The following is a 22,926-nucleotide window of genomic DNA, read 5'->3' as shown; positions in this document are numbered from 1 at the left end:
AAGAACTGAGGCCGCTCCCTGGTGGGGCGGCCTCAGTGGTTAAACGCGAGTTTGGCGCGGCTACTTCTTCATCTGCGAGGTTATGGTGTTCATCACCATCGTGTCGGCGAGGGTCGTGACATCACCGACGTCGCGCCCCTCGGCCGCGTCGCGCAGCAGACGGCGCATGATTTTGCCGGAGCGGGTTTTCGGCAACTCGTCGACGATGTAGATGTCGCGCGGGCGGGCGATCGCACCGATTTGCTGGGCGACGTGCTTGCGCAGAATGCCCACGATGTCTTCGTGCGAGGCGATTTCGGCCTGACTGAACTTGATCACCACGAACGCGACGACGGCCTGACCGGTCGTTTCGTCGGCGGCGCCGACCACGGCCGCTTCAGCGGTGAGCGAGTGCGCCACGAGCGAGGACTCGATCTCGGCGGTCGACAGGCGGTGCCCCGAGACGTTCATCACGTCGTCGACGCGCCCGAGCAGCCAGATGTCACCGTCGTGGTCGAGGCGGGCACCATCGCCGGCAAAGTACAGCGGGCCGTCCTTCGCGCCGGTGGTTCCCTCGAACTTGTCCCAGTAGGTCTCCTTGAAACGCTCCGGGTCGCCCCAGATGCCGCGGAGCATGGCGGGCCAGGGCTGGGTGACCACGAGGAGTCCGCCGTTGCCGTGGCCAACGTGCAGGCCGTCATCGTCGAGCACGTCGATGGTGATGCCCGGAACCGGAACCTGGGCCGCGCCCGGCTTCGTCTCGGTGAGACCAGCGAGGGCCGAGACCATGATCGATCCGGTCTCGGTCTGCCACCAGGTGTCAACGATGGGCGTGATGTTGCTGCCGATGACCTCGCGGTACCACATCCAGGCTTCGGGGTTGATTGGCTCACCGACCGAGCCGAGCACACGCAGGCTCGACAGGTCGAACTTCTGCGGAATCTGGCGGCCGAGCTTCATGAAGGTACGGATGGCCGTGGGCGCTGTATACAGAATCGAGACCTTGTACTTCTCGATAATTTCCCACCAGCGACCGGTGTGCGGAGAATCGGGGGTGCCTTCGTACAGCACCTGGGTGGCGCCGTTGGCGAGGGGGCCGTAGACGACGTAGCTGTGTCCGGTGATCCAGCCGACGTCGGCGGTGCACCAGTAAACATCCGTTTCGGGCTTGAGATCGAACACATTCTGGTGGGTGAACGCGTTCTGCGTGAGGTAGCCGCCGCTGGTGTGCAGGATGCCCTTGGGGGCGCCGGTCGTACCCGATGTATACAGAATGAACAGCGGGTTCTCGGCCGGGAAGGCCTCAGCCTCATGCTCGGGAGAGGCGGTCTCCATGGCATCGGACCACCAGATGTCGCGGTCGTTCCACTGCACGTCCTGGCCGGTGCGCTTGACCACGAGAACGTTCTTCACCGAGGAGTCGTTGGTCTGGAGGGCAGCGTCGACGGCCGGCTTCAGGGCGCTGATCTTGCCCTTGCGGTAGCCGCCGTCGGCCGTGATGACGAGCACGGCGTTGGCATCGTCGATGCGCGAGCGCAGGCTTTCGGCACTGAAACCACCGAAGATGACCGAGTGCACGGCGCCGATGCGGGCCACGGCAAGCATCGAAATCACCGCCTCCGGAATCATCGGGAGGTAGATGGCCACGCGTTCGCCGGCCTTGACGCCGAGGCCGAGCAGCACGTTGGCGGCTTTTTTGACCTCGATGGTGAGCTCGGCGTAGGTGTAGCTGCGGGAATCGCCGGGCTCGCCCTCGAAGTAGAGGGCGACGCGGTCGCCGTTACCGGCGAGAACGTGACGGTCCAGGCAGTTGTACGCGACGTTGAGTTCACCGTCTTCAAACCACTTGGCAAACGGCGGGTTGGACCAGTCGAGGGACTTGGTGAACGGCTTGTGCCAGTGCAGCAGATTGCGTGCCTGATCGGCCCAAAATGCGGCCGGGTCCTTCTGTGCTTCGGTGTACAGTTCCGATGTAGCTGCGGTCTCCGCTGCAAATTCCGGAGTGGGTGGGAATCGGCGCGATTCGTGGAGGAGGGTATCGATGTTGACCGTCATATTTGTAATTCGCTCCTTTGCGGTACGTGCATGCAGGACATTGCCAGCTCAACTGAACCCTACCGGTTCCGGGCCGATCTCTGTATACAGAGGGACTTTTTGAGCAACAGGAACCCAGAAAATAGATTCGAAATGGCAATTCTGTACGCCCCCAAGCGAGTGTCCTCCCTTTGGAGGACATTGGACTTGCAATTTGTCTCGGGCCGCGTAAACTGAACCACGTCTGGACGAAAGTTCTGACCAGCAAGACGTATGGTTCCCCCCAATCTGCGTGTTGCTAGGCGGCACCTGTTCCCCCCAATAGGTGCCGCCCCTTCTGTTTAAATGCGCAGGTCGTCTGGCGCGGGTTGCTTGCGTGGCAGCTCATTTCAGGGCAGGTCGGGCTTGCCAGGCGCGCTGCGTGGGGCTGGTGCCGATCCTCCCCAAGCGCGACCAGCAGCCGTTTCTTACCGATCCCGGCGGCGGCCCGGCGGCGCGCCCGGACCCGCTCTACGGTCGGAGCATGGTCCAGCCCTTCGTCGCCGTTCCGTCTTACGCCGTTCCGGGTGTCGCCGGTTCGTCTTGCGCCGGCGCGGTTGCGGCGTCGCCTGCGAATCCGAGCACCGCGTCGGGCACTCGACCGCTCGCTGCGCCGCAGCGAGCGCCGACTCCCCGGCATCGCACGGTGCCCACGGATGCCGTAGGTACCGTGCCGCAGGACAGCGCCGTTCAGCCGGCGGTCGCCGCTGGCGGGATCCCCGGCAGGATCGGCGCCGAACCGGCTTACAGCCCGACTCGCTCCGAGACCAACCGTTCCGACCTTCGGGCGCTCGGCCCGCTGGCCGGCTACGCCGAAGACCCTGAGACCACCGACCTGTTCGTCAACGGGGAATCCGGGCTGTGGATTGATGCCGGCCACGGCCTCGCCTTCGCACCGGCCTGGCAGCTCGGTGAGGCGGAGGTACGTGCTCTGGCCGTGCGGCTGATCGCCCTCGGCGGGCGACACATCGACGAGGCCAGTCCCTGCGTTGACGTTCGGCTGGCCGACGGCATTCGGGTGCACGCGGTACTGCCTCCGGTATCCAGCACGGGAACGCTCCTGTCGATTCGGCTTCCGCACGCCGCGCATCGCAGCCTCGGTGCGCTCGCGGACGCCGGTTTGTTCGGCGTGGGAGAGGCATCCGCTGCCCGGCTGAACCGACTGCGTGCGGCGGTGCGCGGTCGGCAGAACCTGCTCATCACCGGCGCGGCCGGCAGCGGAAAGACCACCCTGCTGGCCGCGCTGCTCGGCGAGGCACCGGCCGACGAGCGCATCGTCGCGATCGAAGACGTGGCCGAGCTGCGCATCCTGCATCCGCACGTGGTCGCGCTCGAGGCCAGGCAAGCCAACCTGGAGGGCGCCGGACGCATCGGCCTCGAGGCCCTGCTGCGTGAAGCTCTGCGCATGCGGCCGGATCGGCTCGTTCTGGGCGAGTGCCGCGGATCCGAGATTCGCGAGCTGCTCGCGGCGCTGAACACCGGGCACGATGGGGGAGCTGGCACCCTGCACGCGAATTCCCTCGACGACGTACCGGCCCGTCTGGAAGCCCTTGGGGCGCTCGCCGGAATGAGTGCGGCGGCCGTAGCCCGCCAAACGGTGAGCGCGATCGGGCTTGTGCTGCACCTGGAACGTACCGAGGGGGTGCGGCGGCTGGAGGCGGTCGGCCGGTTCACGCTCAATGGTCGAGACCGCCTGGCGATCGAGGCCCTGTGATGCGGCCAAGGGTAGCGATCGCGTGGTGCGATGTGCCTCTGCACACGGTCGCGAGGGGAGGATCCGCTCTTGCGGCACGGTGAATCGGTACCGCCGATCGAGGAGGTCGCGGCGGTCACTCAACGGCTGGCCGTGCTGCTCTCGGCTGGCGTTTCTCCGGTCTCGGCATGGGGCTACTTGTTACCAACTTCGGATGGCCTGCCGGCGGCAACGAGTCGTACCGTGCGACGCGCCGGATCGCCCGCGGCGGGCGGCGCGGAAATCGCGACCACGGGCATTCTGCGGGCTGCCGCTCGGGCTGCGGCCCGTGGCGACAGCGTGGCCGATGCGATCGCCGGGCAGGCATGCGGCGAGACCGAATCCGCCTGGCGGGGACTCGCTGCGGCCTGGCAGGTCGCCACCCAGGCCGGGGCACCACTGGCCGGTTGCCTGCGGGAACTCGCCGCATCACTGCGTGACCTGGCGCAGGTGCAGCGCGACCTCGAGGTCGCGCTGGCCACCCCGCGCGCGACGGCACGATTGGTCATGGTGCTGCCGGTGATCGGCATCCTCTTTGGCAGCCTGATGGGCTTCGACTCGGTGCACACGCTGTTCGCGACCGTGCCCGGGCTGCTCTGCTTGGCCGGCGGCGGTGTGCTCATGGCCGCCGCTGCGGGTTGGAGCCGCGCGCTGGTACACCGAGCGGCGCCGACCGAGCTGACTCCCGGTTTGCGACTCGAACTCATGGCCATTGCCATGTCCGGGGGCGGGTCGATCGATCGTTCCCGGGCGTTCGTGCACGCTGCGGCTGAGCGCTATGCGATCGGGTCTGGAACGGAGTCGGGGGATGATCCAATCGAGCGGGTGCTTGACCTGTCGACCCGGGCGGGGGTTCCGGCAGCGGAATTGTTGCGCAGCGAAGCCGAACAAGTGCGACGGGATGCCCGAAGTGCGGGACAGCGTCGAGCCGGGACCCTCTCGGTGACGCTCATGCTGCCGCTCGGCCTGTGCGTTCTGCCCGCCTTCATGCTCGTCGGCGTCGTGCCACTGCTGATCAGCGTGCTCTCCTCCACCCTCGCCACGTTCTGAGGCTGTGCACAGATCAGGGGATGCGTGCGGCCGCCACTTCCAGATCGGAGCAGAGTGAATGTGCTCGTGCCGCCCAACCCGCGTCGACAGACGCCAGAAGGAGACGAGCCTGTGTATACAAAGATCGGGTTAGTGGAAAAAGCGGTGCCTGTCGCGGTGGTGTCTGCCGACGTGGTGCTGGCCGAAACCGTGCCGGAGGAATCAGCGGCTAACACTGTGCTGCCTGCACGAAGTGCCCTGCGACGGCTGACCGACGAGGCCGGAGCTGCCACCGCCGAATACGTGGTCGCCACGATGGCCGCGGTTGGCTTCGCCGGATTGCTCATCGTCATTCTGCGCAGCGACGAGGTGCGTGGGATGCTCACCGACCTGGTGCGCCGTGCACTCAGCATCGGGTAGTCGAGGGCGCGCGCATCGGAGGCAGGCCTGGCCGAGCAGGCCCAGCCGGGCGAGTCGGGAAAATTGGGCCAGCCGGTCAAGGATGAGCGGTCAGGCGAATCGGGGCAGTATCACGGCCGAGTTCGCCACCGCGCTGCCGGCCGTTGTGCTCGTGCTGGCCTGCTGCCTGGGCGCAGTGCAGGTCGTCGGGGTGCAGGTGCGGCTGACAGATGCCGCCGCCACCGCGGCGCGGGTCCTGTCCCGCGGCGACAGTGTGGCCCGCGCAGCGGCGCTCGTCGCCGGTGCAGTGTCGGGAGCCGGCCTGGCGGCGGAACGACGCGGCGAATTCGTCTGCGCCCGAGTCACCGCGACCGGCTCTGGTCTGTTCGCGGAGCTCACCCTCGAAGCGCGTTCCTGCGCCCTCGCCGGTGGCCAGTGAGCGCGGGCGGGCGGCGGGACGGGGCCGAGCGGGGGGCAGGCTCGATCCTCGCGATCGCGGTGCTCGGTGCCACCGTGCTGCTGACGACCCTCGTTGTGTCCACCCTCGCGCTGCTCGCGGTCGGCCGGTCCGTCGCGAATGCCGCTGACGCGGCCGCGCTCGCTGCGGCCGACACCGCATCCGGGGCAATCGCGGGCTACCCCTGCCCAGCGGCGGATGCCGTCGCGGCACTCAACGAGGTGGCCGTAACCCGCTGCGCGGTGACCGGGCTGCTCGCATCCGTTTCGGTGAGTCGCACGGTTCTGGGCATCGAGCTCTCGGCGAGCGCCCGGGCCGGGCCGCCGCCGGAGTCTGCACTGCCGGAGGCTGCACCGCCTGAAACTCAGCCCCCCGAAGGCGACACCACCTAAGAGAGCAGAACCTCGAGGTACCGGTACTCGACCGCCGTAGGACGACCGGAGTCGGAGCCCTCGAACTCCCGGCCGGCACCACGCGCATAGAGATATCGTTTGCCAGCGTCGGCCGGAATCTCAATGCGCGGTTGCGGATCGCCCGAATCGAGAAAGGTCGTCGTGATTGTCTTGCCCTGGAGGGGGCCATCCGTCAACATCGCGGTGTATGTGGCCGTCATTGTACCCATGGGTCTATTCTGCACTCTGGTTTACAAACGGCAAGGGTATCGAGCCGACACGCGGCACGCCCAGAGCGAACTGGATGGTCGCTGGGAGTGGCGTGTATGCCAGCGGGACGCGCCGACCGGCACCCGTCGATTAGGCGGGCACTCCATTCCAGTGTGTATGGTGTGCCTTGGCCCATCATTTGGCCACTACCTATAAAGAGGAGTCTGGTGCCAGGCACTAAGAAGCTGGTCATTGTTGAATCACCGACCAAGATGAAGTCGATCGCCGCGTATCTCGGCGACGGCTATGAAGTTTTGTCTTCGGTCGGTCATATTCGCGACTTGATCGAGCCGAAAAACCTGCCGCCGGAACTTAAGAAGGGTGCGCTCGGCCGATTCTCGGTCGATGTGGAAAACGGTTTCGAACCGTACTACGTGGTCTCCGACGCCAAGAAGAAGACCGTCAGCGAACTCAAGCGTGCCCTCAAGAATGCGAACGAACTCTTGCTCGCAACTGATGAGGACCGCGAAGGCGAGGCCATCGCCTGGCACCTGCTGCAGGTGCTGCAGCCCAAGGTTCCGGTCAAGCGCATGGTGTTCCACGAGATCACCAAGGACGCCATCCTCGCTGCCAAGGACAATACTCGCGACCTCGATACCGCCCTCGTCGACGCGCAGGAAACCCGGCGCATCCTCGACCGCATCTACGGCTACGAGATCTCCCCGGTGCTCTGGCGCAAGGTCGGCCCGGGCCTCTCCGCTGGCCGCGTGCAGAGCGCCGCGACCCGCCTCGTCGTCGACCGGGAGAAGGAGCGCCTCGCGTTCGTCTCCGCCGGCTACTGGGATCTGCTGGCGCGACTGGCGGCATCCGCTTCAGAAACAGACCAAGCCTTTGACGCGAAGCTCGTGCGTCTGAACGGTGAGCGCATCGCCACCGGTGGCGATTTCGACGATTCGGGTGCGCTCAAGCCGACCGTGAAGGCCATCACCCTCGACGCGTCCGCTGCTCAGGCACTGACGATCGCTCTGAAGAGCCCGGACGTCAAGCTCGAGGTCACCAAGGTCACTTCCAAGCCGTACCGTCGCAGCCCCGCCGCACCATTCACGACCTCGACCCTGCAGCAGGAAGCTGCGCGAAAGCTGCGCTTCACCGCCCGGCAGACCATGAGCGTCGCGCAGTCGCTGTACGAAAACGGGTACATCACCTATATGCGTACCGACTCGCCGTCGCTCGGGCAGCAGGCTCTCACCGCTGCCCGCACCCAGGCGGCCGCGCTCTACGGCGCTGAAACGGTTCCGGATGCCCCGCGCGCCTACAAGGGCAAGAGCAAGAATGCGCAGGAAGCGCACGAGGCAATTCGCCCCTCCGGCGACACCTTCCGCACCCCGACCTCGCTCGCGTCGAGCCTGCGTGGCAACGACTTCAAGCTCTATGACCTCATCTGGAAGCGCACCGTCGCCTCGCAGATGAAGGACGCCACCGGTTTGACCGCCTCGGTGACCATCGCCGCCGGCCCGACCGGCACGTCGGAGCACCCCGCAGCCTCGGGCGCGCTCGCCGAGTTCTCGGCCAGCGGAACCGTCATCACCTTCCGCGGCTTCATGCTCGCCTACGAAGAGTCCAAGGACGAAGAGCGCAACGCGTCGACGGATGCGACCGATTCCAAGCTGCCGCCACTCGAAGAGGGCCAGACCTTGGCGCTGCTCGACCTCGAGGCCAAGGGCCACGAGACCACCCCGGCCGCCCGCTACACCGAGGCCAGCCTGGTCAAGAAGCTCGAAGAGCTCGGCATTGGCCGCCCCTCGACTTTCGCGTCCATCATCTCGACCATTACGGAGCGTGGCTACGTCACGCCGCGCGGTCAGTCGCTAGTTCCGAACTGGATCGCCTTCTCGGTCGTGCGCCTTCTCGAAGAATTCTTCGGAGACTTGGTCGAATACGACTTCACCGCCGAGATGGAGGACGACCTCGACCGCATCGCCGGCGGCGAAGCCAACCGTCTGGACTGGCTCAACAGCTTCTACTTCGGCAGCGATAAGCATCGCGGCCTGCGCCAGGTCATCGACAACCTCGGTGAGATCGACCCGCGGGTGATCAACTCGGTCACCATCAGCGATGACATCACCCTGCGCATCGGCAAGTACGGCCCCTACCTCGAGGTCATCGACCCCGATGCTGAAGCGGATGCCCCGCCCCGCCGGGTGAACATTCCGCCGGAACTCGCTCCCGACGAGTTGACCGCGGCGAAGGCCCGCGAACTCATCGACGCCCCGGTCGTCACCGACCGTGTGATCGGACTCAACCCGGAGAACGGCAAGGAGATCGTCGCCAAGGACGGCCGCTTCGGCCCGTATGTCACCGAGCTCGCGCCAGCTCCGGACGAGCCGGTTGTTCCGGTCGTCGTGGCTGTTCCCGTGGAAACGATCGACCCCGCAACCGGCGAGGTCACGGTGACTAAGCCGAAGCGCAAGCCGGCCGTCAAGAAGGTGGCCGCTGCTGACAAGCCGCGCACAGCATCCATTTTCAAATCGATGGATCTGGCCACCGTCGACCTGGAAACCGCGCTGCGCCTGCTCGCCCTGCCGCGCATGGTGGGGCTCGACCCGGAGACCGGCACCGAGATTCTGGCCCAGAACGGCAAGTTCGGGCCGTACCTGAAGAAGGGCATCGACACCCGGTCGCTCACGAGCGAAGACCAGATCTTCGACATCGACCTGCCCGGTGCGATCGAGCTGTACGCCCAGCCGAAGTATGGCGCCCGCCGTGCCTCGAGCGCCCTGAAGGAATTCGAAGCGCCCGACCCCGAAAGTGGCAAGGCGATCAAGATCAAGGACGGGCGGTTCGGCGCGTATGTGACCGACGGGGTCACCAACGCGACGATTCCCAAGTCGGAGGACATCGAGGAGATCGACTTCGAGCGGGCCGTGCAGCTGCTCGCTGACAAGCGGGCCAAGGGGCCGGCGGCTCCTCGCAAGAAGGCGCCGGCCAAGAAGGCCGCCGTCAAGAAGCCGGCCGTGAAGAAGGCGCCGACGGCAGCAGCGAAGGCTGCCACCGCCAAGAAGGCTGCTGCGACCCGTGCCGCGAACGCGGCGGCCAAAGCAGCGTTGGCCGGCACACCAGTGGCTCCGGTCAAGAAGGCCGCGGTCAAGAAGCCCGCCGCCAGGAAAGCGCCAGTGAAGAAGTCGGCCAGCTCTGCCGCTGACGCGGTCTCGACCACCACGATTGCGCCGTGACCGGCCTCTTCATCACCCTGGAAGGCGGCGATGGATCAGGCAAGACCACGCAGGCGCTCCTGCTCACCAACTGGCTTGAGGAGCGGGGGCGCACCGTCGTGCGCACCCGCGAGCCCGGCGGAACGGATGTCGGGGTCGCGATTCGCGAGATCGTACTGCACCACCGCGGCGAGGTGGATCCGCGCGCCGAAGCCCTGCTCTACGCCGCAGACCGGGCCCAGCACGTCGGTACGAAGCTGCGGCCGGCGCTCGCCCGCGGCGATGTCATCGTGCAGGACCGCTACCTCGACTCCTCGGTCGCCTACCAGGGAGCGGGCCGGGTGCTCGGCGCCACCGAGGTGCGGGACCTGTCGCTTTGGGCCGCCGAGGGGCTTCTGCCCGATCTGACCGTGCTGCTCGACCTCGACTCGCGCGCCGCCCGGGCCCGCCTCGAAGCCGACGACAAGGTCTTCGACCGGCTCGAGGCCGAGAAGAACGACTTTCACGCCCGCGTGCGCGCCGCTTTTCTCGAGCTGGCCGCTGCCGAGCCCGCCCGGTTTCTGGTAGTGGATGCTTCGGCCCCCGCCGCCGAGGTCGCCGCCATCATCCGAGCTCGAGTTTCCACCCTCCTCTAGCGTTCCGGGCCCGGAACCCGGGCCCGGTTTATAACTGGGCCCACGGTCGGCGCCCGGGCCCCAAACGTGGGCGGGGTGGCAACTCTCTAAGGGATACTGAAGCTATGACCTCGACTGCCTCGTCCGCTGTGCGATCCGGCTGGTCGGTGCGGGTGCGCATCCTCGCCGCCATTCTCGTCGTAGCCGGCCTCGGCCTGGCCGTCGCGGGCGGCACGGCCTATCTCGTGCAACGCGACCGCGCCCTGCGCGACATCGACGCTCGCCTCGCGACGAGCGTCGAGAGCGTGCGCTTCATCGTCACCGGCGTGCCGACTACCAACCTCAACGAGATCGAGGCATTGCCGGAGGCGTCCGGCGCGAGCTACCCGTCTACCCGGGAGGCATTGCAAGCGGTCATGGCCCGACTCGTTCCGAGTCCCAACGAGAGCACCCTCGGAATCATCGATGGCGTCCCGGCACTGATCCCCGGCACCGAGTTGTCCTTCCACCTGGAGGATGATGCCGGGTTCATCCTGCGCATTCTCGATGAAGTGGCCGGTGTCAATGTCGTGCGCGGCACTGCCGTCTCCGAACTCGGCAACCTGCGGTATATCGCCGCGCCGGTGACGGTGGAGGCTAGCGGGGAAGCGGGAATTTTCGTCACCGCTTTTGATTTGGACGCCGAGCTCGGAGAGTTGACGAGCGCTTTTCGCATCTATGCGGCCGTCGCGGCTGCGGCGCTCGTGGCGGTCGGGCTGGTCGGATGGTTCGTCGCCGGCCGCCTGCTGCGACCGGTGCGCCAGCTGCAGGCCGCCGCGTCGCGGATCACCGCAACCGACCTGCACGAGCGCATCCCGGTGATCGGCCATGACGACATCTCTGAGCTCACCGGAACGGTCAATGACATGCTCGAGCGTCTTGACGAGTCGCTGACCGCGCAGCGACAGCTGCTCGAGGATGTGCGCCACGAGCTCAAGACTCCGATCACCATCGTGCGCGGCCATCTTGAGCTGCTGGATCCGCGCAATCCCGACGATGTCGCATCCGCTCGGGAAATTGCCCTTGACGAACTCGACCGGATGACCGGACTCATCGACGACATCGAGTCGCTCGCCAACGCCCAGCGCGGCAATCTGCAGCGGGTGCCAACGGATGCCGGCGACCTCACCGAGCAGTTCTTCCTCAAGGTTAGTGCGCTGCCCGACCACGTCTGGATTCTGGCCGAGCGCGCGCACGTTGTCGTGCCGGTCGATCCGGCCCGGCTCACTCAGGCGTTCCTGCAGCTGGCGAACAATGCCGCCAAACACTCAGCTTCCGGCACGACCATCGAGATAGGCAGCACCGAACACGCGGAAGCGGTGGAATTCTGGATCCGCGACAGCGGCCCCGGCATTCCGACGGAGGCCAAGGCCCGCATTTTTGAACGGTTCGGCCGTGTCGATTCCGGGCGTGGTGTCGAAGGTTCCGGCCTCGGGCTGCCGATCGTCGACGCTATCGCGCGGGCGCACGGCGGCTATGTCGACCTGGTGACGTCGCCCGACGGATCCCGGTTCGGCATCCTGGTGCCGCGCCGCGCCGTTGATGTGGTGGCCGCGACATGACCAGCATCCTCATCGCGGAGGACGAGGCTCGAATCGCTCTGTTCGTGAGCAAGGGCCTGAGGGCCGCCGGCTATTCCTCGACCGTGGTCGATGACGGGCTCGACGCCGTGAGCTATGCCCAGTCCGGCACCTTCGACCTGCTACTGCTTGACGTTGGACTGCCGAGCATAGATGGCTTCGAGGTGATGAAACGGATCAGGGCCGAACGGCTGCCGCTGCCGATCATCATGTTGACCGCTCGGTCGACGACCAGCGACATGGTCGCCGGCCTCGATGGTGGTGCCGATGACTATCTCGCGAAACCGTTCAAATTTGATGAGCTGCTGGCGCGCATCCGCTTAAGACTGCGAGATGCCGAACAGAGCTCGCCGACGAGGCTGGCCTATGGGGAGCTCGCCCTCGACCTGCGCACCCGCCGTGCAACGGTGGGGGAGCGCACCGTGGAACTGTCGGCCCGGGAGTTTGCCCTCGCTGAAGAGTTTCTGCGGCACCCCGACCAGGTACTCAGCCGTGAGCAGCTGTTGAGCCGGGTATGGGGTTACGACTTCGATCCAGGTTCCAACGTCGTTGACGTGTACGTGCGATATCTTCGGGCGAAGTTCGGGCCGGAACGCATTGAGACGGTGCGCGGCATGGGATATCGGCTCAAGTAATCCCGCTCGGGGAAGCAGAAAGCCCGGGCGCGGGCCCGGGCTTTCTGCTGCTCGTTGTTCGATCTGAGCCGCGACGCTCTGCTTAGTCGACGGACGCGGGGCTCTGCACCGATGCCGGGCTGGCCGGCGAGGCAACCGAGGCGGCAGACACCGGGCTCGCGACGGACGGTGCGGACACCGGGGTCACGACCGAGACGACTGAAACCACCGAAACGGCTGAGACCGCCGACACGACACTCACGGTGCTCGAGCCGCTCGACGAGTCGTTGCTTGTGTCGTTGCTTGAGTTGTCGGATGAGTTGGACGAGGTGTTGGAGGAGTCATCGCTCGAGAGGGACACCGAGTCGTCGAATGTCGAGACACTCGCCGTGCTGAATGGAATCGCCGTGCTCGTCGAGATGGAGCTCACCGGCTGCACACCGATCGAGCTTCCCGAACTGTCCTCAATCTCGAAGGCGTTCGCTGCGGTCACGGCACCGCCGGCGAGCAGTCCGATACCGAGTGCGGATCCGGCGCCCATAGCAATCCAACGCTTCTTGGCTGTCATCTTGGGGTTCATGGTGTCTCCTTGTCGTTGGCGGGTCGAGCCTGTGCTCGTCTGCTGTTACTTCAAGATTCCTGCCCCAGTATGAGAAGCCTCGGAGTCCGGCGTGAGAGGACTCTCATCTTGGTCGAAGGCATCCGCTGGTCTCAGGCTGAGGCGGGGTCGACGACGAGTTCGGTGGCCGCGCCGAGCAATGTCGCGCTGTGTGCACCCGGGGTCAACACGTGCCCAAGCAGGTGGGTTGCCGCGATGTACCGCGCCCGGTTGAGAAACTGCTCGCCGCGGCGAGGCCACCGGCTGCGGGCGCGGGCAGCCAGGACGCGGCAGCCTTCGGCGGATTCGGGATTGGAGTGGTCGTCGTGGTGCAGGGCGCTCACGACCAGGTGCGCGTAGAGCGCAGCGGCATCGTCGGCCGGGTCGCCGAGCCCGGCCGTGTCGATGTCGAGCACGCCGGAGATGCGTGGGGAGTCGAGAGTGTCGGGGTCCAGAAAGATCTGCCCCAGGTGCAGGTCGCCGTGCACGGTGACGGGGGCGGCGGGAATCGCGGCCGCGCGCATCCGTTCTATGGCAGCGCCGAGGGCGGTGATCCTGGGCGATTCGGCCGGCAGCAGAGAACCGGTCCGCTGCACGTACCAGGGCAGGCGTGCTGACAGCGACACTCGTGCTGGGCCGGAACTCTCGATCAGGCCGATTTCTGTTGTGATCCGATCGAGCTCGTCGAGGAAAGGTTCGGGCGAGAATTGCGCGACCACCTGGCTCGCTTCGACACCGTGAACGGACTCCAGGGCGATGAATCCGTCGGCGCTCCAGCCGCGGCTGCGCGGTACCGGAACGCCGGCGGCTCCCCAGAACACGTGGCGAGCATGAAGCGGCCCTGCGGCGGCCGGGCGAACGACTTTGAAATACACCGTGAACTCGGGAGCGACCATACGCACAACGGCGCGTTTTCCTGGCCGATAGGCCGCGATGGTGACGACGAGGCTGCTCGCGTGCAGGCCGAGCCGGGCGAGCAGAACCTGTGCGGCGTCCGGGTAGACCGCCGCGGCCAGGGCCGGCAGCTCGGGATCGTTCGGGTACAGCCAAGCGGCCACGGTTTCGCCGGTTTGCTCGTCACGGAAGGCGAGCACGCCGGGCCGGTCACGTTTGGTCGGATTCGATTCGAGGTAGACGGTGTGGGACTCGGTCGTCTGGGTGCCGGGATCCAGCTCGATCGTGTACCCGGCAGTGAAGCCGCGAGCGGTCGTTTCGATGCTGAACCGGTGCAGCCGTACCAGGGTCATTCCGAGCGACTCTGCGACGGCCTCGAGAATCTCCGGCGCCTGTTCCAGCGGACGCGACCCGCCGGGTTCAGTCGTCGTCAACGTCAACGTCAACGTCAACGTCAACGTCAACGTCAACGTCAACGTCAACGTCAACGTCAACGTCGTCGTCAACGTCGTCGTCAACGTCGTCGTCAACGTTGTCAACGTTGTCTGCGTTGTCTACGTCGTCCACGTTGTCTACGACGTCAATTTCGTCAACGTCGTCGTCGATGGTCTGTGATCCGGCCGGGGGAACAGCGACGGGCGGGGCGACCGGAACATCAGCGGTGGCGGTCGAAGTGGGCGTGGGCGTCGGTGCGATTTTGGGCGTGGTATCCGCATCGGTCGTGCTCGAGTCAGAGTCGGTTCCCACGGGATCGATTCGCTGAACCAGCCCGGGCTGGTCGGTGATAGTGAGAGCGGACGTCATCGCGACGGCACCCGCCGATCCGGCGCCGAGGGCGGCCACAATCGCGGCACCGAGCGCCACCTTCCAGAAAGTCTGCATTGTTCTAGTCTGGGGCCTCGACGAAGGTTCTCACGCAGAGCAGCATGAGAGGGTTCTCATCTTGAGTCGGTCGTGACCTCGTGGCTTCCGCAACCGGGCCCAGGATCTACCAGTCGCCCACCTTCCGGGCCCGGGCCCGGGCCCGAGCGCGCGCACGCGGGCGGTGTCGGTGGGGCGGGTTACCCTTGACTCATGGCAGTGTGGGACAACCTAACGGGACAGGCCGACGCAATCGCCATCTTCAGGGCGGCGGCGCAGCGGGTGCCCTCCGCCAGTGACAGCAGCAGCTCCGCCGAGTCCAACTCGATGACGCACGCCTGGCTCATCACCGGGCCACCCGGGTCTGGCCGCTCGAACCTCGCATTCGCCTTCGCCGCAGCCCTGCTCAGCCCGGGCACCCCCGCCGAAGACCTCGCCGCGGCCCGCCAGGTCGAGGCCCGCACCCATCCAGACCTCAGCGTGCTCGCCACCGAGGGTGTCATCATCAAAATGGAATCCGTCAAGGAAGCCGTCGCCCGCTCGCAGTACTCGCCCTCGGTCGGCCGCTACCGCGTCGTCGTGGTCGAAGACGCCGACCGCATGGTCGAGCGCACCTCCAACGTGCTGCTGAAAGCCCTCGAAGAGCCGCCCGAACGCACCGTGTGGATTCTGTGCGCGCCCAGCGAGGCCGACCTGCTCCCCACCATCCGCTCACGCGTACGCACCGTGCGCCTGCGCATGCCAAGCGTCGCCGACGTGGCCGACCTGCTGGTGCGCCGCAACGGTGTCGACCCGGTCATCGCCGAACTCAGCGCCCGCCTCGCCCAGAGCCACATCGGCATGGCCAAGCGGCTCGCCACCAATGCCGACGCCCGGGCCAGACGCGAGGAAACCCTGCGCACGGCCCTCGGCATCCGTTCGGTGTCATCGGCCGTCAACGCTGCCGCGCGGCTGCTTGCCATCGCCGGCGACGACGCCAAGGCCATCACCCTCGAGCTGGATGCCGCCGAGCGCGACGGCATGCTGCGCTCTCTCGGGGTCGAGGCTGGCCAGTCGGTGCCGCCGGGGCTGCGCAGCCAGATCAAGGCCCTCGAAGACGACCAGAAGCGTCGGGCCGTGCGCAGCCTGCGCGACGGCATCGACCGCATCCTGGTCGACCTCGCCTCGCTCTACCGTGACGTGATGATGGTGCAGCTGGGCCGGGACCAAGCGGTGATCAATCTCGAGCTGCTCGCCGAACTGCGCACCGCGAGTGCGGCCAGCGCTCCGGCGGCCACCGTCGCCACCATGGACGCGATCGCCGTGGCCCGCCAGCGTATCCAGGGCAACGTCGCGCCCGCGCTCGCGCTCGAGGCGATGCTGGTGTCGGCGATCCGCCGCCCCCAGTGACGTCGAAACCAGTGACGTCGAAACCAGTGACGTCGAAACCAGTGACGTCGAAACCAATGACGTCGAAACCAATGACACAGCGACGTCCCCCACAGGGACTCCCAGCCGCTTTCGGTAGCGTGAGCCGCAGCATCCGCTTCAGGAAAGAGGAAATCCGTTGAACCGCAGTATCCGCGCACTGAGCGCCACGGCCGCCGCACTGGCGCTCACGCTTATTTTGAGCGGATGCTCCGCCTGGTTTGCGACGGATGCTGGCCCGGCCGAGTCCACGCCTACCGGCGAACAGGTTGACAGCGACCTCGCCCCGTTCTACAGCCAGGTGCTGCAGTGGGACGGCTGTGGCGACGGCCTGCAGTGTGCGGAGGCGTCCGCCCCGCTCTCCTATGGCGATCCGGCCGCCGGGGAGATCTCGCTCGCCCTCGTGCGCCACGTGGCCACCGGGAACGATCGCATTGGTTCCCTGCTGGTGAACCCCGGTGGACCCGGCGGTTCCGGCTACGATTTTGTCGCGGATTCCCTCGACTACGCCACCGACAAAAAACTGCAGGCGAGCTTCGATATCGTCGGATTCGACCCGCGCGGGGTGGGCCGTTCTTCGGCGGTGTCCTGCTACGACTCCGCCGAGATGGACGAGTACCTGTATGGGCTGACCGAGGCGAAACGCGGCACGGATGCCTGGATCGCGCAGCTTGCAGCTTCGTCCGACGCCTTCGCAGCGGCCTGCGCCGACGAGACCGGTCCGCTCCTCGGCACCGTCGACACGCAGAGCGCCGCCCGTGACCTCGATCTACTGCGCGCCGCCCTCGGCGATACTGAGCTTAATTTTCTCGGCTACTCCTACGGCACCTTTCTCGGCGCCACCTATGCCGAGCTTTTTCCCGAGAAGGTCGGGCGCTTCGTGCTCGACGGGGCCGTCGACCCGTCGACGAGCAACTTCGAGGTCACCAAGACGCAGGCGGTGGGCTTTGAAAATGCGCTGCGCGCCTACCTCGCCGACTGTGTGACGGGGGAGGACTGCCCGTTCCGGGGCAGTGTTGACAACGCTCTGACGACAATCGGGGCGCTCATGGCGTCGGTTGACGCGAGCCCGATCACGGCAACGGATGGCCGTCAGCTCGGCGCGAGCGCGCTGCTCACGGCGATCATCTATCCGCTTTATCAGGCCACGGCGTGGCCGCAGCTCAGTGTCATGTTCGACACCGTCATGCACGGCAGCGCCGACGGCGCCTTTCAGTTCGCCGACGCCTACAACGGCCGGGATGCCGACGGTAACTATTCCGACAACTCGACCGAGTCATTCATGGCCATCAACTGCATCGACTACGCCTACAACGCCGACCCGGCGTCGATGCGCGCCCAGGCCGCCGAACTCGCCGAAGCTGCCCCGGTGATCGGCCCGTACATGAGCTTCGGCGACATCGGGTGCGCCAACTGGCCCTACACGTTCACCGGCGAACGCGACGAGATCCACGCGGCGGGCGCGGCGCCGATTCTGGTCGTCGGCACCACCAACGACCCGGCGACCCCTTACGTTTGGGCGCAGCAGCTGGCCGAGCAGCTCGACAGCGGCACCCTGGTGACCTACACCGGTGAAGGTCACACCGCCTACAACAAGTCGAATTCCTGCGTGAATGATGCGGTCGACTCCTATCTCGTCGACGGAATCGTGCCGGCCGCCGACCCGCAGTGCTAACCACTCAAGGGCGTTCGAGCGCTGTGGAACAATTGGGGCATGTCGATCGAAACGGAACAGCCGGGCCTGCGTGAGCGCAAGCGCCTCGCCACCCGGCGAGCCATCCAACACGCCGTGCTGACCCTGTCCCGCGAGCGCGGCATTGAGCACGTCACGGTCGAGGACATCAGCCGCCTCGCCAATATCTCGCCGCGCACCTTTTTCAACTATTTCCCTTCGAAAGACGCCGCCCTAATTGGGGACGCGCCCGGAATGGCATCCGCTGAAGATATAGAAATCTTTGTCGCGGCTGGCCCGAGCAGCGACGTGCTCGCCGATCTGGCCCTGCTGCTCGCCAAGAGTCTGCAGCGCACCGAGGCCGACCGGGAGATTCACCAACTGCGCCGCACGATTATGAAGGAGAACGCCTACCTGTTCGGTATGCGCATGGCGACCCTGCGCGACTTCGAGGACCAGCTGCAGCAGATTATCGAGCGCCGTTTCAGAGCGGATGCCCCGGAGCGAGCCGAGGACCCGGCCGAGCTGAATCAGCGGGCCCTGTTGTTCACGCTCGTAGCCGTCGCGGCGATCCGTCATGCCTGGCGGGTCTGGGCGGAAGGCGACGATGTGGCCCCGCTTTCGGAGTGCGTGAACGCCTCATTCGCCGAGGTGTACAGAATCACTCGTAGAAACGACTAGGCTTGGCTGCTGTGTCACCGACTGCTTTTCGAGGTGATCTGGTAACGCCGCCTTAGCTCAGTTGGTAGAGCATCTCACTCGTAATGAGAAGGTCGTCAGTTCGATTCTGACAGGCGGCTCCACTAAAACTCCTGGTCAGAGTTTGTTTCTAAAACCCTCTCAACGGTACGTTTTGCCGAATTTGCCCACAATTTGCCCACATTTGTTTTAAGTGCACGGTTATTGAGGGCGCCTGCAACTGAACCGTAACGGTTTTCATGCCGCCATTCTGTGGGCGGCTTCGATATTTATCGGGCCGTTCGTTTCAGCGCAGTAGTTGCTTTCATATTCCTCGGGCGGCATTTTCCCGAGGGAGCTGTGGAGGCGCCGATTGTTGTACCAATCGATCCAGTCGAAGGTGAGTTCTTCGACGTCGGCGAGGGTCTTCAGCGGGCCCGTATGGAAGGGGGAATTCTTCGCGACGGCCTCGTTCTTGTAGAGCCCCATGACGGTCTCTGCGGCCGCGTTATCGTACGCGTCTCCGACCGTCCCGATCGAGGCCACGAGTCCCTCAAGAACGACGGTTTCTGTGAATTTGATGGACGTACACTGTGATCTCGCATCGGAGTTAAGCCGAATTCGGCTTAACTCCGACCGTGGCACGCAATATACGTCGAGCCTGTTCCAAAAGTGGTGCGCCGCGAACCAGGTCACGCAGTCGATGGGAGCCGTCCGTCTGTGTTGGGACAACGCGGTGGCGGAAAGTTTCTTCTCGCATTTGAAGACCGAAATGTATTACCAGCACGAGTTCGAGAACCACCTCGCCGCGAGGACCGCCGTGATGGAATTTATCGAATCTTGGTACAACCGGCGGCGCCCTCATTCACGCAACGGAGGGCTCCAACCTGCGGTCGCGTTGGCCGCTCACCGCGACGCCCGCCAAACGGCTGCAGCGTAGAAGAAAAATCAATCAGATTGTCTCAATAACTTGACGGGCGCATCCCCTTACGGACGTCTCGTGCTCGGTGAATCCCGTGGTCGGAGACTTGGGCGGCGGAGTCGGCTCTGGAACGTCCAGTGACTCCAGTGATTGCCTGACGAGTCCGCCACTCTTCCTAACGAGACGCGTCGGGCTGCGGCCCAGCGCCGACACGGGCGGTAAATTCGGACACTGGCTGATGTCAGCATGCCGTCGTACACTGGCCAGATGACACCGAAGCTTTCGGCTTACATCGCGGCAGGTAAGGCCCTCGATGCTGACGAGCGCGAGATTGCCGCGCTCGCTCTTCAGCAGGTCGATGAGGCAGACCAGGCTGCGATTGACGACGCTTGGGGCGAGGTGATCGACCGCCGACTTGACGAACTCATCAGCGGCAAGGTCGAGTCGGTCAGCGGCCGGGAGACCATCGCCATCGCGCGGGCACGATCGGCCTTACGGCGCCGGTGACTCTCGATTGGCGCGAGCATCCGGACGCTCGTGACGAGTTTCTGGATGCTCACGAACGCTACTCGGCCATCGATCACGGCAAACTCGGCGACGAGTTCGCAGATGCAGCAGAGGCCGCTGCTGAATTGATCCTTCAATGGCCGGATGCGGCGTCGCCATTCCGGGGTCGGCAGCGCGAGCCCATTGTGCGCTCATGGCATCTCGGCAAGTTTCCGTACAACCTGGTCTACGTCGTCGGAGGGGATGGGATATTCGTGCTTGCCTATGCTCACGAGTCTCGTCGCCCCGGTTACTGGACGCAGCGACTCGCCGAATGACCGGGCGAGGGTCGGTCGAAGAACCCAAGGCAGTCTCCAGTCGTGTCGAGGCGGGTGCCCACAATGGCAATCGCCATCCAGGCCCTGAGGTCATGCAGCTACGACCGGTGGTTCTCAGTCCTCTGACCCCAACGGGTTAGGCACCATCCAACTTGAGAAATGCACTACGGCCTGTCATCGACGCGCCGTAGTGCATGTTCCATGCCTCTCTAGTAGCTGATAGGCGTCGTTTAGAACGGCTACGGCGTGGAATCGACGACGGTGGTCGTGACCGAGGTCCAGCCGATGACGGTGTTCGCCGGCACGTTGGCGTCGGCTGTGACCTGCACTTGGCGTTCGCCAATCAATAGTCCGGTGGCGGGGTTGATGATGAGGTCCTGTCTGAAGTCACGCGTCGGGTCCTGCCGCCCGATGGCTACGCCAACCTGTCCGTTGAGCGTGGCGGAGCGTTCGACGATTGTGACGTCGGGAATCATTGCGATGGCCCGGTAGAGCGCTGCGCGCAATTCGGCCGGTGCCAGCCCGGATCGAAGGACATCGGAGATTCGGGACAGCGCGTCTTCCTCGGGTGAGTTCGACCCGCCTACGGAGGTCATATAAAAGTAGGACAGCAAAGCGGCGGGGTCGCTGGGCATAGCTGCAAGGTCCTCAGCGGTCCAGGGTGATCCATCGAAATTGCCGCCCGCGGCTCGGGCGATCTCTGTGCGCTCGGCGGGGCTGAGCTGCGCCCAGCTGTTAAGCGCGTACTCCCTGGCCTTCTCGCTGAAGAAGATGTCGGGCTTGAGGGCGGTGCGCTCCCAGACCCACTGGCCGGATCTATCCGCCGGTATGTACAGAGTGCTCGCGGAGGGGGTCAAGAAGACCGATCGGCTGGCCAGATTCTTGGGATCATCGTTGGGCCCGACAGCGTAGGTAACGAAGACCGCCTGAGTGCTGATCTGGAGGAACTGCCCGGGCGCGACCACCGGGTCCGACGTCTGAATCGTTGCGACGGCCGTTTGCTCAAGCAAGTTGGAGGCTTCGGCGGATGCACCCCCGTTTGGTCCCCATCCGAAGGCATTTCCCAGAATGGCTATGGCGACCAGGGCTGCCGCGGCGAGCGATAGTGCGGAGACGCGACGCGTTCGGGCGGATCGTTTAGGCAGCTGCCGCACGTTGTGTGGAAATTCTCGAGGTGCACGCACGAGTTGCTCAGGTGCTGGTGCCCCGATGAACTGGCGCAGGGCTGTTGCGTGTTCGAGAGTCGGCACCGATTCACTCATTCTGCTGACGATGTCGTCCCGCATCCGCTTGATTTGAGTTTCCGATGGACCAATTGTCGTGATCATGAGAGCGCTTCTTTCTGTGCGGAGAGTTTGCCTCGGAGAGTGATGCGGACCCGAGCGAGCCTGTTTCGAACGGCGCCATGGGACGTCCCCAGCGCGCGTGCCGCCTGCTCATAGCTCAGGCCTTCGTCAATGCAGAGGTAGTAGAGGGTTTGGTCCGTCTCGGAGAGTTGGCCGACGGCGTGGTCGATCGCGTCCAACAACATCCGGCTCTGCACTTCGTCGTGGACCGAACGGTGCTGGGGGTCGGGAAAATTCGAGAGATCACTGTCAGTGCGGTGATGGTCGTCGCGAGCGCGGCTGCGGATGCGATTGTTTCCGAGGTAGCGGGCGGTCACGAGAAGCCACGGCAAAACGGACTGGTCCACGGGCCTGATCGCATGCCGTTTGCTCCAGGCGATGACAAACGTGTCCTGGGTGATGTCTTCCGCGTCCGCGATAGACCGAACCATTTTGAGCGCGAACCAATACACCGCCCGGACGTGGCAGTTGTACAGCACGACAAACGCCTTGCGATCACCGCCCTGAACCTGGGTGAGATGCGCCAGATCAGAAACGGCGCAGCTACTGACATCGGCTGGGGACGGCATCGAAATGAGCAGGTCCGCTGGTTCAGATTTCGAGGTCATATTGAGGAGTGTCCTGAGCGGTGAAATCGTCTCGCCCTCGCTCTGGGTGGCGAGCTGCCGACACCTGCGGCAGAGGGATCGTTGTCGACAACGACAACGCCCCCATTGTCGCGGATTCTGCCAGCGTATGGTCGCAAGGAGATCTGTCAGGACATCACTGACCCGTATGACTCAACAGCTCTCTGACCCTTATGTGGTGTTGGGTCCCGATAAGTGAACTGTCAGAGGCGTCCTGATACGTCACAATTTTTCGAGTGAATGGATCATTTTCTTGCCCACAATTTGCCCACATTTGAACTGAAATGATGCTGTTTTCGGTGATCACGTGAAGCCCAAAAAGCCCGTAAAATCAACGATTTTGACACCGTGAGGCGTGTTTCCGGGCACCCATCGGTCACTCGTAATGAGAAGGTCGTCAGTTCGATTCTGACAGGCGGCTCCATTAAAAATGCTTGTCCCTGTCGATTCTTCGACCGATCTCGGCGAAACGTCTCACCGAACTTGACGATTTTGCCCACACTTTGCCCACATTCCTGTTTTTCTGGATTCGGCGTGGCGTCGAACTGGTGGGGCGCGACGGCCGGCCGATTCATTGACTGAAATATCCGCCTGGTTGGTGGGTGGACATGACATCAACCAGAACTCTCGCGGCGCTATCCAGACTCCTCGAAAGCGATCTGGCCTTGACCCCGGAGAGTGGACACGGGTTAAGCGGCGAGTTGAATCTCTGCGGCCTGTGACGAGTATTGCAGCTCGAAGTCCACAGGCGTGACGTGCCCGATCGAG

At 64.9% G+C, this 22,926-nt stretch carries 23 protein-coding genes and 1 tRNA gene; 16 read left to right on the top strand and 8 right to left on the bottom strand.

What is annotated here, in order from left to right:
* Positions 1 to 60: 60 nt before the first annotated feature.
* On the bottom strand, positions 61 to 2,034 hold the full coding sequence (gene acs, locus E3O11_RS02325) for an acetate--CoA ligase (RefSeq protein ID WP_092449740.1): 1,974 nt from the start codon (positions 2,032 to 2,034) through the stop codon (positions 61 to 63).
* An 817-nt stretch (positions 2,035 to 2,851) separates the two neighbouring features.
* Here acs and E3O11_RS02320 point away from each other — a divergent pair.
* From E3O11_RS02320 to E3O11_RS02300, 5 genes are all read left to right on the top strand, one after another.
* On the top strand, positions 2,852 to 3,766 hold the full coding sequence (locus tag E3O11_RS02320; protein ID WP_233195471.1) for a TadA family conjugal transfer-associated ATPase: 915 nt from the start codon (positions 2,852 to 2,854) through the stop codon (positions 3,764 to 3,766).
* 69 nt (positions 3,767 to 3,835) lie between these two features.
* The gene (locus tag E3O11_RS02315; RefSeq protein ID WP_241994618.1) at positions 3,836 to 4,834 is read left to right on the top strand and encodes a type II secretion system F family protein; all 999 of its coding nucleotides are present in this window, start codon (positions 3,836 to 3,838) and stop codon (positions 4,832 to 4,834) included.
* Between the two features lie 216 nt (positions 4,835 to 5,050).
* Positions 5,051 to 5,233: a DUF4244 domain-containing protein gene (locus E3O11_RS02310; RefSeq protein ID WP_092449807.1), complete on the top strand. Its 183-nt coding sequence runs from the start codon at positions 5,051 to 5,053 to the stop codon at positions 5,231 to 5,233.
* Between the two features lie 82 nt (positions 5,234 to 5,315).
* Entirely contained in the window at positions 5,316 to 5,651 is a 336-nt protein-coding gene (locus E3O11_RS02305; protein ID WP_092449744.1) for a TadE family type IV pilus minor pilin, read from the top strand.
* A complete protein-coding gene (locus E3O11_RS02300; RefSeq protein ID WP_092449746.1) occupies positions 5,648 to 6,061 on the top strand; it encodes an Rv3654c family TadE-like protein in 414 nt (137 codons plus the stop codon). Before E3O11_RS02305 ends, E3O11_RS02300 begins: the two co-directional genes overlap by 4 nt.
* On the opposite strand, the gene E3O11_RS02295 is transcribed toward E3O11_RS02300, so the two are convergent.
* A complete protein-coding gene (locus E3O11_RS02295; protein WP_092449748.1) occupies positions 6,058 to 6,291 on the bottom strand; it encodes a hypothetical protein in 234 nt (77 codons plus the stop codon). The genes E3O11_RS02300 and E3O11_RS02295 overlap by 4 nt on opposite strands.
* 207 nt (positions 6,292 to 6,498) lie before the next feature.
* Here E3O11_RS02295 and topA point away from each other — a divergent pair, with 207 nt between their 5' ends.
* The 4 genes from topA (at position 6,499) to E3O11_RS02275 (ending at position 12,351) form a co-directional block, all read left to right on the top strand.
* The gene (gene topA / locus E3O11_RS02290; RefSeq protein WP_092449750.1) at positions 6,499 to 9,504 is read left to right on the top strand and encodes a type I DNA topoisomerase; all 3,006 of its coding nucleotides are present in this window, start codon (positions 6,499 to 6,501) and stop codon (positions 9,502 to 9,504) included.
* On the top strand, positions 9,501 to 10,118 hold the full coding sequence (tmk, locus tag E3O11_RS02285) for a dTMP kinase (RefSeq protein ID WP_092449752.1): 618 nt from the start codon (positions 9,501 to 9,503) through the stop codon (positions 10,116 to 10,118). The genes topA and tmk overlap by 4 nt, the downstream gene beginning before the upstream one ends.
* A 104-nt stretch (positions 10,119 to 10,222) precedes the next feature.
* A complete protein-coding gene (locus tag E3O11_RS02280) occupies positions 10,223 to 11,698 on the top strand; it encodes a sensor histidine kinase (protein ID WP_092449754.1) in 1,476 nt (491 codons plus the stop codon).
* Complete coding sequence (locus tag E3O11_RS02275) at positions 11,695 to 12,351, top strand: response regulator transcription factor (RefSeq protein WP_092449756.1); 657 nt, start codon at positions 11,695 to 11,697, stop codon at positions 12,349 to 12,351. Before E3O11_RS02280 ends, E3O11_RS02275 begins: the two co-directional genes overlap by 4 nt.
* 82 nt (positions 12,352 to 12,433) lie before the next feature.
* On the opposite strand, the gene E3O11_RS02270 is transcribed toward E3O11_RS02275, so the two are convergent.
* The 3 genes from E3O11_RS02270 to E3O11_RS02260 form a co-directional block, all read right to left on the bottom strand.
* Complete coding sequence (locus E3O11_RS02270) at positions 12,434 to 12,910, bottom strand: hypothetical protein (protein ID WP_092449758.1); 477 nt, start codon at positions 12,908 to 12,910, stop codon at positions 12,434 to 12,436.
* Positions 12,911 to 13,041: 131 nt separating this feature from the next.
* A complete protein-coding gene (locus E3O11_RS02265) occupies positions 13,042 to 14,256 on the bottom strand; it encodes a phosphotransferase family protein (RefSeq protein WP_158251708.1) in 1,215 nt (404 codons plus the stop codon).
* Positions 14,243 to 14,704, bottom strand: coding sequence for a hypothetical protein (locus tag E3O11_RS02260; RefSeq protein ID WP_092449762.1), 462 nt, complete (start codon positions 14,702 to 14,704; stop codon positions 14,243 to 14,245). Before E3O11_RS02260 ends, E3O11_RS02265 begins: the two co-directional genes overlap by 14 nt.
* Positions 14,705 to 14,896: 192 nt before the next feature.
* Between E3O11_RS02260 and E3O11_RS02255 the strand changes: the two genes are divergently transcribed.
* The 4 genes from E3O11_RS02255 (at position 14,897) to E3O11_RS02235 (ending at position 18,565) form a co-directional block, all read left to right on the top strand.
* Entirely contained in the window at positions 14,897 to 16,072 is a 1,176-nt protein-coding gene (locus E3O11_RS02255; RefSeq protein ID WP_092449764.1) for a DNA polymerase III subunit delta', read from the top strand.
* 157 nt (positions 16,073 to 16,229) lie between these two features.
* Positions 16,230 to 17,765: an alpha/beta hydrolase gene (locus E3O11_RS02245; RefSeq protein WP_092449766.1), complete on the top strand. Its 1,536-nt coding sequence runs from the start codon at positions 16,230 to 16,232 to the stop codon at positions 17,763 to 17,765.
* 39 nt (positions 17,766 to 17,804) lie between these two features.
* Positions 17,805 to 18,443: a TetR/AcrR family transcriptional regulator gene (locus E3O11_RS02240; protein ID WP_092449768.1), complete on the top strand. Its 639-nt coding sequence runs from the start codon at positions 17,805 to 17,807 to the stop codon at positions 18,441 to 18,443.
* Positions 18,444 to 18,489: 46 nt separating this feature from the next.
* Positions 18,490 to 18,565, top strand: a tRNA-Thr gene (locus tag E3O11_RS02235).
* A 133-nt stretch (positions 18,566 to 18,698) separates the two neighbouring features.
* Here the strand turns inward: E3O11_RS02235 and E3O11_RS02230 are convergent.
* Entirely contained in the window at positions 18,699 to 19,136 is a 438-nt protein-coding gene (locus tag E3O11_RS02230; protein WP_134495375.1) for an integrase core domain-containing protein, read from the bottom strand.
* On the opposite strand from E3O11_RS02230, the gene E3O11_RS02225 reads away from it, so the two are divergent.
* From E3O11_RS02225 to E3O11_RS02215, 3 genes are all read left to right on the top strand, one after another.
* Positions 19,021 to 19,380 carry an integrase core domain-containing protein gene (locus E3O11_RS02225; RefSeq protein WP_422386447.1) on the top strand — a complete coding sequence of 120 codons (360 nt, stop codon included), beginning with the start codon at positions 19,021 to 19,023 and terminating at the stop codon, positions 19,378 to 19,380. The genes E3O11_RS02230 and E3O11_RS02225 overlap by 116 nt on opposite strands.
* Before the next feature lie 249 nt (positions 19,381 to 19,629).
* Positions 19,630 to 19,869, top strand: coding sequence for an addiction module protein (locus E3O11_RS02220; protein WP_166787462.1), 240 nt, complete (start codon positions 19,630 to 19,632; stop codon positions 19,867 to 19,869).
* Positions 19,866 to 20,186, top strand: a complete 321-nt coding sequence (locus tag E3O11_RS02215) for a hypothetical protein (protein WP_092449773.1) — start codon at positions 19,866 to 19,868, stop codon at positions 20,184 to 20,186. The genes E3O11_RS02220 and E3O11_RS02215 overlap by 4 nt, the downstream gene beginning before the upstream one ends.
* Before the next feature lie 239 nt (positions 20,187 to 20,425).
* Here the strand turns inward: E3O11_RS02215 and E3O11_RS02210 are convergent, their stop codons facing one another.
* The gene (locus tag E3O11_RS02210) at positions 20,426 to 21,514 is read right to left on the bottom strand and encodes a CU044_5270 family protein (RefSeq protein WP_092449775.1); all 1,089 of its coding nucleotides are present in this window, start codon (positions 21,512 to 21,514) and stop codon (positions 20,426 to 20,428) included.
* Positions 21,511 to 22,101, bottom strand: coding sequence for an RNA polymerase sigma factor (locus E3O11_RS02205; RefSeq protein WP_092449811.1), 591 nt, complete (start codon positions 22,099 to 22,101; stop codon positions 21,511 to 21,513). The genes E3O11_RS02210 and E3O11_RS02205 overlap by 4 nt, the downstream gene beginning before the upstream one ends.
* Between the last annotated feature and the right edge of the window lie 825 nt (positions 22,102 to 22,926).

The organism is Cryobacterium levicorallinum (genome assembly GCF_004402405.1).
Taxonomy (GTDB): Bacteria; Actinomycetota; Actinomycetes; order Actinomycetales; family Microbacteriaceae; genus Cryobacterium; species Cryobacterium levicorallinum.
Note: the sequence above shows the minus strand (reverse complement) of the source record. Positions and strands in the feature narration are given on the sequence as shown.

Coding starts and splice junctions, on each gene's coding strand:
- E3O11_RS02205 (WP_092449811.1), bottom strand. CDS start 22,101: ATGCCGTCCCCAGCCGATGTCAGTAGCTGCGCCGTTTCTGATCTGGCG.
- E3O11_RS02255 (WP_092449764.1), top strand. CDS start 14,897: ATGGCAGTGTGGGACAACCTAACGGGACAGGCCGACGCAATCGCCATC.
- E3O11_RS02260 (WP_092449762.1), bottom strand. CDS start 14,704: ATGCAGACTTTCTGGAAGGTGGCGCTCGGTGCCGCGATTGTGGCCGCC.
- E3O11_RS02210 (WP_092449775.1), bottom strand. CDS start 21,514: ATGATCACGACAATTGGTCCATCGGAAACTCAAATCAAGCGGATGCGG.
- E3O11_RS02275 (WP_092449756.1), top strand. CDS start 11,695: ATGACCAGCATCCTCATCGCGGAGGACGAGGCTCGAATCGCTCTGTTC.
- E3O11_RS02280 (WP_092449754.1), top strand. CDS start 10,223: ATGACCTCGACTGCCTCGTCCGCTGTGCGATCCGGCTGGTCGGTGCGG.
- E3O11_RS02225 (WP_422386447.1), top strand. CDS start 19,021: ATGGACGTACACTGTGATCTCGCATCGGAGTTAAGCCGAATTCGGCTT.
- acs (WP_092449740.1), bottom strand. CDS start 2,034: ATGACGGTCAACATCGATACCCTCCTCCACGAATCGCGCCGATTCCCA.
- E3O11_RS02295 (WP_092449748.1), bottom strand. CDS start 6,291: ATGGGTACAATGACGGCCACATACACCGCGATGTTGACGGATGGCCCC.
- E3O11_RS02220 (WP_166787462.1), top strand. CDS start 19,630: ATGACACCGAAGCTTTCGGCTTACATCGCGGCAGGTAAGGCCCTCGAT.
- E3O11_RS02305 (WP_092449744.1), top strand. CDS start 5,316: ATGAGCGGTCAGGCGAATCGGGGCAGTATCACGGCCGAGTTCGCCACC.
- E3O11_RS02270 (WP_092449758.1), bottom strand. CDS start 12,910: ATGAACCCCAAGATGACAGCCAAGAAGCGTTGGATTGCTATGGGCGCC.
- E3O11_RS02240 (WP_092449768.1), top strand. CDS start 17,805: ATGTCGATCGAAACGGAACAGCCGGGCCTGCGTGAGCGCAAGCGCCTC.